The sequence below is a fragment of the Pseudomonas marginalis genome (assembly GCF_008692035.1).
GTDB lineage: Bacteria > Pseudomonadota > Gammaproteobacteria > Pseudomonadales > Pseudomonadaceae > Aquipseudomonas > Aquipseudomonas marginalis.
On record NZ_VTFG01000001.1, the window covers coordinates 1060596 to 1072760 of the forward strand.

General features: G+C 63.3%; 14 protein-coding genes. 5 read left to right on the forward strand and 9 right to left on the reverse strand.

What is annotated here, in order from left to right; translation table 11 throughout:
• Positions 1-146 precede the first annotated feature (146 nt).
• From FX984_RS04595 to FX984_RS04605, 3 genes are read right to left on the reverse strand one after another with little or no spacing between them, the layout of a single operon-like run.
• Positions 147-884 (reverse strand): CPBP family intramembrane glutamic endopeptidase, encoded by a 738-nt coding sequence (locus FX984_RS04595; RefSeq protein WP_146476102.1) that lies wholly within the window; start codon positions 882-884, stop codon positions 147-149.
• Positions 884-1354, reverse strand: a complete 471-nt coding sequence (locus FX984_RS04600; protein ID WP_098479340.1) for a RidA family protein — start codon at positions 1352-1354, stop codon at positions 884-886. The genes FX984_RS04595 and FX984_RS04600 overlap by 1 nt, the downstream gene beginning before the upstream one ends.
• The gene (locus FX984_RS04605) at positions 1351-1569 is read right to left on the reverse strand and encodes a DUF6434 domain-containing protein (protein ID WP_098479339.1); all 219 of its coding nucleotides are present in this window, start codon (positions 1567-1569) and stop codon (positions 1351-1353) included. Before FX984_RS04605 ends, FX984_RS04600 begins: the two co-directional genes overlap by 4 nt.
• Before the next feature lie 246 nt (positions 1570-1815).
• Here FX984_RS04605 and FX984_RS04610 point away from each other — a divergent pair, with 246 nt between their 5' ends.
• Complete coding sequence (locus FX984_RS04610; protein ID WP_024075865.1) at positions 1816-2244, forward strand: nuclear transport factor 2 family protein; 429 nt, start codon at positions 1816-1818, stop codon at positions 2242-2244.
• Between the two features lie 23 nt (positions 2245-2267).
• On the opposite strand, the gene FX984_RS04615 is transcribed toward FX984_RS04610, so the two are convergent.
• Complete coding sequence (locus FX984_RS04615; RefSeq protein WP_146476100.1) at positions 2268-3593, reverse strand: aminotransferase-like domain-containing protein; 1326 nt, start codon at positions 3591-3593, stop codon at positions 2268-2270.
• A gap of 88 nt (positions 3594-3681) precedes the next feature.
• On the opposite strand from FX984_RS04615, the gene FX984_RS04620 reads away from it, so the two are divergent.
• On the forward strand, positions 3682-4572 hold the full coding sequence (locus tag FX984_RS04620) for a DMT family transporter (RefSeq protein WP_108572913.1): 891 nt from the start codon (positions 3682-3684) through the stop codon (positions 4570-4572).
• On the opposite strand, the gene FX984_RS04625 is transcribed toward FX984_RS04620, so the two are convergent.
• Positions 4569-5126, reverse strand: coding sequence for a YceI family protein (locus FX984_RS04625; RefSeq protein WP_108572911.1), 558 nt, complete (start codon positions 5124-5126; stop codon positions 4569-4571). The genes FX984_RS04620 and FX984_RS04625 overlap by 4 nt on opposite strands.
• An 86-nt stretch (positions 5127-5212) precedes the next feature.
• Here FX984_RS04625 and FX984_RS04630 point away from each other — a divergent pair, with 86 nt between their 5' ends.
• Positions 5213-5707, forward strand: coding sequence for a PaaI family thioesterase (locus FX984_RS04630; protein ID WP_027608523.1), 495 nt, complete (start codon positions 5213-5215; stop codon positions 5705-5707).
• 44 nt (positions 5708-5751) lie between these two features.
• Positions 5752-6639, forward strand: a complete 888-nt coding sequence (yghX, locus tag FX984_RS04635) for a YghX family hydrolase (RefSeq protein ID WP_146476098.1) — start codon at positions 5752-5754, stop codon at positions 6637-6639.
• A 123-nt stretch (positions 6640-6762) separates the two neighbouring features.
• Here yghX and FX984_RS04640 read toward each other — a convergent pair whose 3' ends face one another.
• Together FX984_RS04640 and FX984_RS04645 are read right to left on the reverse strand one after the other, a co-directional pair.
• Positions 6763-7947: a DUF2252 family protein gene (locus FX984_RS04640; protein WP_146476096.1), complete on the reverse strand. Its 1185-nt coding sequence runs from the start codon at positions 7945-7947 to the stop codon at positions 6763-6765.
• A 74-nt stretch (positions 7948-8021) separates the two neighbouring features.
• A complete protein-coding gene (locus tag FX984_RS04645) occupies positions 8022-8900 on the reverse strand; it encodes a LysR family transcriptional regulator (protein WP_092356884.1) in 879 nt (292 codons plus the stop codon).
• Between the two features lie 127 nt (positions 8901-9027).
• Here FX984_RS04645 and ampC point away from each other — a divergent pair, with 127 nt between their 5' ends.
• Positions 9028-10182 carry a class C beta-lactamase gene (gene ampC, locus FX984_RS04650; protein WP_146476094.1) on the forward strand — a complete coding sequence of 385 codons (1155 nt, stop codon included), beginning with the start codon at positions 9028-9030 and terminating at the stop codon, positions 10180-10182.
• A gap of 56 nt (positions 10183-10238) precedes the next feature.
• On the opposite strand, the gene dctM is transcribed toward ampC, so the two are convergent.
• Both dctM and FX984_RS04660 read right to left on the reverse strand, forming a co-directional pair.
• Positions 10239-11519, reverse strand: coding sequence for a C4-dicarboxylate TRAP transporter large permease protein DctM (gene dctM, locus FX984_RS04655; RefSeq protein ID WP_027608528.1), 1281 nt, complete (start codon positions 11517-11519; stop codon positions 10239-10241).
• A complete protein-coding gene (locus FX984_RS04660; RefSeq protein WP_027608529.1) occupies positions 11519-12151 on the reverse strand; it encodes a TRAP transporter small permease in 633 nt (210 codons plus the stop codon). Before FX984_RS04660 ends, dctM begins: the two co-directional genes overlap by 1 nt.
• Between the last annotated feature and the right edge of the window lie 14 nt (positions 12152-12165).

Here is a 12165-nt window from a genome sequence, read left to right on the forward strand (position 1 = left end):
GAGCCAACTGGAGTTGGGCTGGTGTACTCGGTAAAAAATGTGGGAGGGGGCTTGCCCCCGATGAGGGAGTGTCAGTTGATGCATCGGTGGCTGACCCACTGCCATCGGGAGCAAGCCCCCTCCCACCGTTCTAACCGCATTTCAAGTCAGGCCATGTAGGGCACGGCAATCAGCAGGATTGCCGTGCCATGGCAGGCCGTCGCAGCCAACACGCCATGACGCATGCGCACCAATGCGCAGGCCAGCCCTTCGATCAGGGTAAACAGCAACACCGGCCAGCCCAGTTGGGTCACGCTCAAGGCCAGGAAGGCATGGCAGGCGGCAAACGCCACGCCACTGATCAGCGCCGCTCGCAGCGGTGTCACCTGCTGTTCAAGGTAGCCCTGCAAAAACCCGCGAAACAACACTTCCTCCAGCGCATTGGCGCCATAGGCCAACACCACCATGCCCGGCAGCCACACCCAGTAGCCGGGGATCGCGTGCAGCTCTATCCCTTGATAGAGCCGCAACGGCACACCGATCAGGCAACCGACCGCAAGCCCCACCGCCAGGCCCAGGGCGCGGTGGCCCCGGGTCCATACCACCAGGCGCCACAACTCCGGCGCCACCCGGACCAACCCTACGACCAGCAGCACCGACAGGCCACCCAGCGCCGCCAATACAAAGGCATTCGCGGTGAAGGCGATTTGCACGTCGTCACTGAGCGCCCACATGCCCAGGGGCGTCATCGCATCGCGTATCAGCACGAACGCCGCGAGCAGAATCAGGATGCGCATGGCCGGCAACGACTTCGGCGTCAACCCGAACCACAGGCCGAACAGCAGCAAGCCCGGCGCCAGGTGCAGGCCGTAGTTGAGCAGGACGACCAGGCCTTGGCTGACCATCAGTCGTGCGCGACCGCGACCATGTCGATTTCCACCGCCGCCGACTTCGGCAGTTGCATCACTCCCACCGACGTGCGCGAATGCACCCCGGCACCGCCGAGGATCTCGTGCAACAGGTCCGAGGCGCCGTTGGCCACTTCACTCTGCTGATCGAAGTCCTCGGCGCTGCGTACATACACGGTGATACGCGGGATAGCCTTGACCCGGTCCAGCGAACCGAGCGCCTGCTTGAGCAGGCCCAGGCAGCGCAATGCACTGATGCCGGCGGCGATCTGGGCCTGGGCCAGGGTCAGGGTGTCACCGACTTTACCCGGCAGCATGATCGTGTCGCCGACGCGAGGGATCTGCCCGCTGATGTACAGCTGGTTACCGTCGCGCACCAGCGGCGTGTAGTTGCCGCCGACTTTGAATTCATCCAATTGATAGCCGAGGCGTTTTTGCACGGCTTGGTATTTTTCATCGGGCGTCATGGGCGTGCTTCCTCGTTGCGTCGTTGCCACTCATCCACCACGTCGCCCATCGTCTTGGGTGTTGCGTTGCGAATCCACGCCATGAAAGGCCGGTCGAACTTGAACCCCGGCCCACAGTGTTCAAGCATGAAGCGGCGCACGTTCTGGGTATTTTTATAGTGTGGGGTCACGGGAGTGGCGCGGGTGATGGGTTCGCTGTGCCAGTCAACATCCATTTTGTCTCTCCGGAGATCTGGGGGTCGGGCAGTAGCATAGCGATGTGCTACTTGCACCGGAAGCGAGGTTTAAGCCAAACGAGGTGTTGAGACATCGTATAAGAAACCCAGATGTCCACACCCCTTGAAACACCAATCCTTTCGAGATATTTCAAATTTTTCTTTCCTTCCCTGGGGAAAATATTGCATGGTTGTACGATGACTTAGCGAGTCATATCCGCCCCCAACAACAATAAGGAAACATCCATGCAAAACGTCAAAGTGCTGATCGGTTTTCTGTGCCTGTTCAGCGGCTATGTGGCCGCCGCCCCTGCCGCCGACAAAGACGTCGCCCAAGCGGTCGACCACCTCACCCAGGCCATGCTGCATAAAGACCTCAAGCAGCTCCAGAGCCTGACCGCCGAGAACCTCACCTACGGCCACTCCAGCGGCAAGATCCAGAACAAGCAGGAATTCATCGCCGACATCGAGACCGGACGCAGCGGCTTCAAGACCCTGGAAATGCAGAAACAGACCATCACCCTGAGTGGCGATACCGCCCTGGTACGCAACCACTTCTCCGCCCTGGCGGTGAACAGCGGCAAGGAAGTGCCCACCGAAATCGAGAACTTCCAGATCTGGCAAAAACAGAAAGGCCACTGGCTGCTGATCGGGCGCCAGGCGTTCAAATTCTGATGGCTAGCGGTGGGCCATCGGGCTCACCACTGCACCACCTTGCGCACCTTCAGCAACGCCTCGCGCAGCGCCGGCATGTCCACCGAGCCCAAGGCCAGGCGCAACGCATGGGGCACGTGGGCCGAAACGGCGAAGGGCTCGGCGGTGGAGACGGAAATACCGTCGCGCTGCAAGGTCATGGCGACTTGATCGGCGCGGGCCTCTTCCGCCAGGGGCAGCCACAAGAAATACGATGACGGGTGGCTGGTGTAGGCAAGCCCCTTGAGCACCTGCGCGGCCAAGGCTTGCCGCGCCTGCGCATCCTGGCGCTTTTGTGCTTCAAGTTGCGCCACCGTGCCATCCTCGAGCCAGGCCACCGCAATCGCACTCATCACCCCCGGGACGTTCCAGGTGGTGGCCATGATGGTGCGCTCCAGTGCTTTGACCCAACCCGACGGGGCAGCGATAAACCCCACGCGCAGGCCGGTCGCGACACTTTTCGACAGCCCGCCCACGTAGACCGTGCGCTCCGGCGCCAATCTGGCCACGGGCAGCGGCGCGTCCTCGGCCAGGAACGCGTAGGCCGCGTCCTCGATGATCATCAGGTTGTGCTCACGGGCAATCGCCACCAACTGCTCGCGCTGCGCCAGGCTCAGCACCCAGCACAACGGGTTATGCAGGGTCGGCATGCTGTACACGGCACGCACCGGACGCTTGCGACACAGGCTGTGCAGGTGGTCCAGGTCCGGGCCGTCGGCGGTGACCGGAATGGCGACAATTTCCAGGTGCAGGGTCTCGGCCAGCACCTTGAACCCCGAATACGTCAAGGCGTCGACGGCGATCACATCACCGGGCTTGAGCAAGGCCATCATGGTCACGGCCAACCCGTGCTGGGCGCCGCTGACCACCAGCACCTGTTCGGCCTCGACCGTCAGCCCTCGGCTCAACAGGTGCCGCGCGACAGCCGCGCGCTCATGCAGGCGACCGGCGTGGGGCTGGTAACGCAGCAGCGCGTCGAGGTCGCCGGACAGTGCCAACTGGCGCAATGCGGTGCGCAGCAAGTCGGCCTGGCCCGGCAAGGACGGGTAGTTGAAGTTCAGATCGAGCATGCCCGCCGCCACACTCATCTGCCCGCTGCCCTGCCCCGGCGGCAGCGAGATTTCGCGCACAAAGGTGCCGCGGCCCGTTTCGCCACTGACCAGGCCCATGGCCTCCAACTCGGCGTACACCCGGCTCGCGGTGACCAACGCCAGGCCATGCTCGGCGGCCAGTTGGCGGTGCGTCGGCAGTCGCGTGCCGGGGGGCATGCTGCCTGAGCGAATGGCCTCGGCGAAGCTGTCGACCAACGACTTGTAGCGGGCACGGGGCATAAGCGATGTATCCATGACAATTTTTTGATTGTCTTTATCTTCAACCCTAGGATGCCTGCCACGCAACTCCTCCTTTCGGACGCCCCTTATGGAACGTACAGCTCCCCTCAGCAACCTCGACACCCGCACCCAAGGCTGGATCAACGGTTTTATCGGCGTGGTGATCTTCAGCGGCTCGCTGCCGGCCACGCGCCTGGCGGTGATGGAATTCGACCCGGTGTTCCTGACCATGATCCGCGCCGCCATTGCCGCGCTGCTGGGGCTGGCCTTGCTGGGGCTGTTCAAGGAGAAACGCCCCGCGCGCCAGCAATGGATGCCCCTGGCCATCGTCGCCCTCGGCGTGGTGATCGGCTTTCCGTTACTCACCGCGCTGGCCCTGCAATACGTGACCTCCGCGCACTCCATCGTCTTCATCGGCCTGCTGCCGCTGGCGACCGCCGTGTTTGCTGTACTGCGTGGCGGCGAGCGTCCACGCCCGGTGTTCTGGCTGTTTTCGATCCTCGGCAGTCTGCTGGTGATGGGATACGCCTTCGCCCAGGGCTTGAGCGCCGCACCGGCGGGTGACGTACTGATGCTGCTGGCGGTGCTGGTGTGCGGCCTGGGGTATGCCGAAGGCGCCAAACTGTCGCGCAGCCTGGGCGGCTGGCAGGTGATCTGTTGGGCGCTGGTGATGTCGTTGCCGGTGGTGGTGCCGTTGAGCCTGGTGCTGGCGCCGTCGAGCGTCAGCGGCATCAGCCTGCCGGCCTGGCTGAGCCTGGGCTATGTGTCGCTGTTCAGCATGCTGATCGGCTTTGTGTTCTGGTATCGCGGCCTGGCCCAGGGCGGCATCGCCGCCGTCGGCCAATTGCAACTGCTGCAACCGTTCTTCGGCCTGGCGCTGGCAGCGGGCTTGCTGCATGAACAGGTCAGCCTGGGCATGCTGCTGGTGACGGTCGCGGTGATCGGCTGCGTGGCCGGGGCCAAGCGCTTCGCGCGCTAACGCTGGGGCGCGACCATCTTGAACTTGATGTTGATGTCGTCGGACACCACGCTGTTGCCGGCCCATTCGCCTTCGCCGATCCTGAAGTCGCCGCGCCTGAGGATGAACTCACCGTCGAACACGCCAATGCCATCCAGCTCCTTGAGCACCACCTTGACCGCCACCGGGCGCGTGGTGCCCTTGATCGTCAGGTTGCCGCTGATGTTGAAGCGGTTATCCCCCAGGGCCTTGACAGCGGTGGACTCATACACGCCCACCGGATAGGTCGCGGTATCGAACCACGAGGCCCGTTGCAGCTCGTCGTTGGCATCGGGGCTGCCGGCATCGATACTCGCCAGCTGGATCTTGAGCAAGGCATGTCCGCTTTCGGGCTTCTGCGTGTCAAAGCTCAGCGTGCCTTCGAAGTCGCCGAAGGTGCCATACACCCGCTGCCCCAACTGCTTATAGGTAAAACTGATCTGGCTGGCGGTGCGATTGACGTCGGTGTACTCCGCCGCCTGGGAACAGCCGATAGCACCCAGGACCAGGACCAACGGGAGAATTCGACGCTTCATGCCACGCTCCGCAAAAAAAGGATGTATTCCCATCAGGTGCCTGTCCTGCTAAACAGATTAGCCGCTCACAACAATAAGGACGCTGCATGCCCACCCCTTCTCTACAGGACATCACCGCGCCGGAAGGCATCTGCTACGGCTGCGGCGGCAGTAACCCCCATGGCTTGCATATCAAGAGCCGCTGGGATGCCGATGGTGTCCATCTCATCGCCGAACATCGCCCCGAGGCAAAATACAGCGGCTGGCCCGATCTGGTCTACGGCGGCCTGATCGCCATGCTGGTGGACTGCCATTCCAACTGGACCGCCATGGCCTACCACTACCGTGCCGAACAGCGCGAACCCGGCAGCCTGCCGCGCATCGACTGCGTCACCGGCAACCTGGCGATCAAATTCATCAAGCCGACCCCCATGGGCGTGCCGCTCACCTTGCGTGCGCGGGTCGAGGGCGACGTGGGTCGCAAAAGCCGCGTGGTCTGCGAGGTGTACGCCGGCGAGGTGCTCACGGCCATCGGCGATTCGCTGTTCGTGCGCGTCGACACCCGCGAACTGGCTGCGGCCGCCCATGGCCGTGACGGCTGATCCTGGTCTACATTGACTGGCACCGCTAATCGAGGACCGAACCGATGACTCGTCTCACCGCGAAAGACTTTGCCCCCGAACTGCTGGAACTCTACGACGGCTACGCCCACGGCAAGCTCAACCGCCGCGAATTTCTCGACCGCGCGGCGCTGTTCACCTTTGGCGGCCTGACCGCCTCGGCCCTGCTGGCGGCCCTGAGCCCCAACTATGCCCTGGCCGAACAGGTGAAATTCACCGACCCGGACATCGTTGCCGACTACATCACCTACCCCTCGCCCAAGGGCAACGGCACCGTGCGTGGCTACCTGGTGCGCCCGGCCAAGGCCACCGGCAAGCTGCCGGCCGTGGTGGTGGTCCACGAAAACCGTGGCCTCAACCCCTACATCGAAGACGTAGCCCGGCGCCTGGCCAAAGCCGGGTTTATCGCCCTCGCGCCGAACGGCCTGACCTCGGTGGGCGGCTATCCCGGCAACGATGAAAAAGGCGTGGCGCTGCAACAGACAGTCGACCCGACCAAGCTGATGAACGACTTCTTCGCCGCCATCGAATGGCTGATGCACCACGACAGCAGCACCGGCAAGGTCGGCATCACCGGCTTCTGCTATGGCGGCGGCGTGACCAATGCGGCGGCAGTGGCTTACCCGGAACTGGGCGCAGCGGTGTCGTTCTATGGGCGCCAGCCGGAAGCCAAGGACGTGCCGCATATCAAGGCGCCGATCATGCTGCATTACGGCGAGCTGGATACGCGGATCAACGAGGGGTGGCCGGCGTATGAAAAGGCCCTGAAGGCCGCCGGCACGACCTATGAAGCGTATATCTACAAGGGTGCCAACCATGGCTTCCACAATGATTCGACGCCGCGTTATGACGAGGCAGCGGCGAATCTGGCGTGGGAAAGGACACTCGGCTGGTTCCGCAAGTACCTGGCCTAAGTGCAGTCCAAATGTGGGAGGGGGCTTGCCCCCGATTGCGGTGTATCAGCAACCATTGAGGTGACTGACCCGCCGCTATCGGGGGCAAGCCCCCTCCCACATTGACCATCACCACATTCCAGATCAGTGTTCCAGCGCATACCGGCGGCAATGGTTGAGGTAGCCCTGCTCATGGCTGCCCACCAACTGCACCACGCTGGTCCATAACCACGACGGCGCATCCAATTGCCTGGTGCGGTTTTCCTGCAGCACCGCCATCCAGCCCTTGCGCGTCGCCCGGTCCATCTGCCGGGCATGGGCGATACCGACCACCCGCGCCAGGTAACCGGCGGCGTGCATGGCATCGAGTTCACTCAGTTCGTCCAGTTCCAGCTTCATGTCCTGGGGCAACAGTTCGCGGATGAAAAAGCCATGGTCCAGAAACCGTGTCGCCACCATGCGTTCACCCAGGCCCGGCGACAGCTGGCGGGCGCCCTCCACCACTCGGCGGCCGTTGTCCCTGGGCATCTTCGCCCGTGCCGCGCGCGGTGCGGCGGCGCCGACGGCTTCCTTGATATCGATCAGGCAGTATTCCTCATCGTCCTTGTCGCCCACCCCCAGCAAGACGGCGTAGCGCAACAGGCCGAGGGAGCTGCAGCCCTTGACCCAGTAAGCCGAATCCAGCAGTTGGACCTTGGCGTCCTTGGGACGGCCCTTGAGCGAGGTGACCAACTGATGGATGTCATCCGACGCGCAGACGCTTTCCAGCGCACTTTTTTCTGCCCGCGACAGCGACCAGAAATGCTTGCCCAGCGGGATCGTCGGCCGCACGTTGTCGATGCGCTCACGGGCCAGGCTTTTCCAGGTGCGCTCGACGGCGCTGCGCATCCCCGCCTTGACCTGGGACGGACGCGGCGGTACCTCGTCGGGCTTGTCCTTGAACGCCTGTTCATAGCCCACCATCATTTCTTCAAGCATGCGCGCGGTGGTCACGCCCGGCAGGTCCGAACCGCGCGCGGCGGTGGCCAGGGACAGCGCCAGGCGCACCAGGTCGTGGGCCGGGTTGCCGATCACGGCCTGGTCAAGGTCGCGGATATGCATATCGATGCGGCCCTTGTTGTCGCCGGTAGGCCCCAGGTTGCCCGCGTGGCAGTCGCCGCAGATCCAGATCGCCGGGCCTTGAGGCAGACGCCTGCCCATCTGGCTGTGCAGCCACTCGTAGAATTGCACGGTGCTGCCGCGCACATACGCGTGGGCGGAGCGTGCCATCTTCAAATTACGCAGTTGGGTGAGGTGTGGCATGCGAGCGGAGGGGCGCGGTATTTTCATGGAATAACTCAGTGCAGGTGTAGCGGTAGAACGCCGGCCCCGAGCAAATGTTTCATTATGTTTCAGAAATAAACTCAGACACGCCCACTCTCCTCCAGCAACCACGCCTTGAAGGCCTGCATGGCCGAGGTCTCGGCCCGCGACTGCAGGCGCGTCAGCCAGTAGCTGCCGGTGCTGATGCCGACGTCGAAGGGCTGGCGAATCACATCACTCTCCAGTTGCCGCGAGAACATCATCGCCGGCGCCAGCGCCACGCCGCTGCCTTGCAGCGCCGCCTCCATCATCGCCAGCGACGAGTCGAACACGATGCTGCGCGGTACCAGGGTGTCGGCGGGCAGCCCGGCGGCCTGAAGCCACAGGCTCCACTCATCCGCGCGGTAGGAGCGCAATAGCGTGTGTTTCAACAGGTCGGCCGGCGTGTGCAACTGCGCGGCGAGTGACGGCACACACAGCACCGTCAGCGGCGCTTCCAGCAACTCCAGCGCATCCGTGCCGTGCCAGGCACCGGCACCGAAACGGATCGCGTAATCCAGGCCTTCGGCAGCCACGTCGACGCGGTTGTTGTGGGTGGACAGGCGCAGGTCGATGAACGGGTAGCGGCTCTGGAAGTCCGGCAGACGTGGCAGCAGCCAGCCGACGGCAAAGGTGCCGACCGCGCCCACGGTGAGTACCTCGCGGTAATGCCCGCCCTCGAACTGACCCAAGGTGTGGGCAATACGGTCGAACGACTCGCGCACCACCGGCAGCAGGGTTTCGCCCTCGCGGGTGAGCATCAACCCGCGGGGCAGGCGCTTGAACAAGGTGACAGTGAGCTGCGCCTCCAGGCTCTTGACCTGATGGCTGACCGCCGCCTGGGTCACGCATAACTCGATGGCAGCGCGGGTAAAGCTCAGATGCCGGGCGGCCGCTTCGAAGGCGCGCAAGGCGTTCAACGGTAAGTGGGAGCGGAGCATATTGACCCCAATATTTCTAATGACTGCTGCGAGATATCATCGTTTGCCCAGGACCGGCGAACGGCCTACATTTGCCTCGCCCGCGCAGGCCCTTCATTCAATCGATCATTCTGATGGAAGCGTTATCATGCCCCAACATTTACTGTCTGGCGTGCGTACTTTCACCGCCCTCGCGGTGTTTATCGCCGCCGGCAACTGCCTGGCGGCCACCGACCTGCAGGCGGTGGTGGATGCCAATGTAAAACCGCTGATGCAGCAGCAGTCGATTAACGGCCTGGTGGTCGGCGTGGTGCGGGCCGGCAAGGCGCAATACTTTAACTACGGCGTCGCCGCCACCGACACTCGCCAGCCGGTCAGCGAAAACACCCTGTTCGAAGTGGGCTCGGTGAGCAAGACCTTCACCGCGACCCTGGCCGGTTACGCGGTAGCCAGCGGCAAACTCACGCTTTCCGACCCGGCCAGCCATTACCTGCCGGCACTGGGCGGCGGCACGTTCGACCACATCAGCGTGCTCAACCTCGGCACCTACACCGCCGGCGGCTTGCCCCTGCAATTCCCCGCCAACGCGGATAACAGCCAGCGCATGATCAGCTACTTCCAGCATTGGCAACCCGACTTCGCCCCTGGCACCCAGCGCCTGTATTCCAACCCGAGCCTGGGGTTGTTCGGCTACCTGGCGGCGCAGAGCCTCAAGCAGCCGTTCGCTCAGGCGATGGAAAAGACCCTGTTGCCCGCGCTCGGGCTCAAGCACACCTTCATCAAGGTGCCGCAGAGCCAGATGAGCCTGTACGCCCAGGGCTATGGCAAAGATGGCAAACCGGTACGCGTCGGCCCCGGCGCCCTGGACAGCGAGGCCTACGGCATCAAGACCAGCGCTGCGGACTTGTTGAAGTACGTTGACGCGAACATGCGCCCGGCAACGCTGGATAAAACCCTGCAGCAGGCGATCAGCGTGACTCACACGGGTTACTACAACGTGGAGGGCATGACCCAGGGCCTGGGCTGGGAAATGTACCCCTACCCCATCCCGCTCGATAGGTTGATGGCCGGCAACTCCACACCCATGGCAATGGAACCGCACACGGTCAACTGGCTGACCCCGCCCCAGGCGCCCCACGCCGACACCCTGGTGAACAAGACCGGCTCCACCAATGGGTTTGGCGCCTACGTGGCGTACGTGCCGAGCAAGGGAGTGGGCGTGGTGATATTGGCGAACAAGAACTACCCGAATGCCGAACGGGTAAAGGTCGCCCATGCAATCTTGAGTGCGCTGGACCACTAACGGTGGAGGGGCCGGTGCGACGATTCGACTGGCCCCCTCCCACCTATTGACCCGCGCTACATCCCCAGCCAATGCGGCAAGGCCAGCGAGATAAACGGCAAGTACGTGACCATGATCAGGAACACCAACAGGATCATCAGCCACGGCAACGCCGCACGAATGGTCTGCCCCAGCGTCAACCCGGTCACCGCCGAGGTCACGAACAGGTTCAGCCCCACCGGTGGGTGCACCAGGCCGATTTCCATATTGACCACCATCACGATGCCCAGGTGAATCGGGTCGATGCCCAGCTTCATGGCGATCGGGAAGAAGATCGGCGCCAGGATCAGCACGATGGCCGAAGGCTCCATGAAGCTGCCGGCGATCAGCAGCACCACGTTGACCATGATCAAAAAGCCAATCGGCGTCAGGCCCTCGGACAGCACCCAGGCGGTGATTTCCTGGGGGATCTGCTCGGTGGTCAGCACATGGGCGAAGAGCATGGCATTGGCGATGATAAACATCAGCATGATCGCCAGGCGCCCGGACTCCAGCAGCACCTTGGGGCAGTCGCGCAGCTTCATGTCCTTGTAGACGAACAACGCCACGAACGCCGAGTACACCGCCGCCACCGCCGCCGCTTCGGTGGGGGTGAACATGCCGCTGTAGATGCCGCCGAGGATGATCACCAGCAACAACAGGCCCCAGAACGCGCGGCGCGCACAGCTCAGCCACTCACGAAACGTCGCCCGTGGCTGGGCCGGCAGCTTCTTGATGCGCGCGACAATGTAGATCGCCACCATCAGCATCAGGCCCAGCAGCAAGCCCGGGATCACCCCGGCCATGAACAGCTTGCCCACCGAGGTTTCCGTCGCCGCCGAGTACACCACCATCACGATCGACGGCGGAATCAGGATGCCCAGGGTGCCGGCGTTGCAGATGATCCCCGCGCCGAATTCCTTCGGGTAACCGGAGCGCACCATGCCCGCCACCGCAATCGACCCCACCGCCGCCACCGTCGCCGGGGATGAGCCGGACAGCGCCGCAAACAGCATGCATGCCAGTACCGCCGCAATCGCCAGGCCGCCACGGATATGCCCGACACAGGCGTTGGCAAAGTCGATCAGCCGCTGCGCCACGCCGCCGGTGGTCATGAACGCACCAGAGAGCAGGAAGAACGGGATCGCCAGGAAGGTATAGGCGTCGGAGGTTTCGAACAGCTTGATCGCCAGGGAACTGACCGAGTCCGGGCTGAACATCAGGATCGACACCGCGCCCGACAAACCCAGCGCGATGGCAATCGGCACGCCGAGGAACATGAACACGAACAACAGCAGGAACAGACAGAGCACGGCCATCAGTGACGCTCCCCATGGCTGCCGGCCAACTTGCTGGCCTCACCGGCCTCATCGGCCAGCCCCAATCCGACCTGACGGCGGGTAAAGATGCGGTAGAAAATTTCCAGGTAGCGGATAAACACCAGGGCAAAACCGATGGGCACGATGATCACGATGTCACCCACGTCGATGCCGAACTTATCGAGGTCTTCGGCGCCGATATGGGCGGTCATCACCGCGCTGACCCACTTGTAGCTGGCGACCATGAACAGCCCGGCATAGGCCAGGCAACACAGGCAGGCGAGCATGCCCAGCACGCGCTGCACCGGACGCCGGGTCAGCTTGACCAGCGCGTCCACCCCCAGGTGGCCGGCGGTGCGCACCCCATAGGAAATGCCGAAGAAAATCAGCCAGCCGAACATGGCCTTGGTCAGCGCCACGCTCCAGGTCATGTCCTGGGCCCAGGTCATGGTGCCGTCGCCCAGGGCGCTGAAGAAGTTGCTGCTGAAGGCCCACTTGTCGGCCAGGGCAAAGAACAGCGTGTAGATGTTATTGAGCATGACGTAGACGAATGTCACCAGGGTCATGGCCGCCAGCAGGAAGGCAATAAAGCCTTCCTCCAGGTGCTCCCAGACGCGCCTTAGCGTTTGCATGGCAAAACCTCGCG

Coding starts and splice junctions, on each gene's coding strand:
- FX984_RS04600 (WP_098479340.1), bottom strand. CDS start 1,354: ATGACGCCCGATGAAAAATACCAAGCCGTGCAAAAACGCCTCGGCTAT.
- FX984_RS04625 (WP_108572911.1), bottom strand. CDS start 5,126: ATGAAGCGTCGAATTCTCCCGTTGGTCCTGGTCCTGGGTGCTATCGGC.
- ampC (WP_146476094.1), top strand. CDS start 9,028: ATGCCCCAACATTTACTGTCTGGCGTGCGTACTTTCACCGCCCTCGCG.
- FX984_RS04605 (WP_098479339.1), bottom strand. CDS start 1,569: ATGGATGTTGACTGGCACAGCGAACCCATCACCCGCGCCACTCCCGTG.
- FX984_RS04645 (WP_092356884.1), bottom strand. CDS start 8,900: ATGCTCCGCTCCCACTTACCGTTGAACGCCTTGCGCGCCTTCGAAGCG.
- FX984_RS04620 (WP_108572913.1), top strand. CDS start 3,682: ATGGAACGTACAGCTCCCCTCAGCAACCTCGACACCCGCACCCAAGGC.
- FX984_RS04640 (WP_146476096.1), bottom strand. CDS start 7,947: ATGAAAATACCGCGCCCCTCCGCTCGCATGCCACACCTCACCCAACTG.
- FX984_RS04630 (WP_027608523.1), top strand. CDS start 5,213: ATGCCCACCCCTTCTCTACAGGACATCACCGCGCCGGAAGGCATCTGC.
- FX984_RS04595 (WP_146476102.1), bottom strand. CDS start 884: ATGGTCAGCCAAGGCCTGGTCGTCCTGCTCAACTACGGCCTGCACCTG.
- FX984_RS04615 (WP_146476100.1), bottom strand. CDS start 3,593: ATGCCCCGTGCCCGCTACAAGTCGTTGGTCGACAGCTTCGCCGAGGCC.
- dctM (WP_027608528.1), bottom strand. CDS start 11,519: ATGGCCGTGCTCTGTCTGTTCCTGCTGTTGTTCGTGTTCATGTTCCTC.
- FX984_RS04610 (WP_024075865.1), top strand. CDS start 1,816: ATGCAAAACGTCAAAGTGCTGATCGGTTTTCTGTGCCTGTTCAGCGGC.
- yghX (WP_146476098.1), top strand. CDS start 5,752: ATGACTCGTCTCACCGCGAAAGACTTTGCCCCCGAACTGCTGGAACTC.
- FX984_RS04660 (WP_027608529.1), bottom strand. CDS start 12,151: ATGCAAACGCTAAGGCGCGTCTGGGAGCACCTGGAGGAAGGCTTTATT.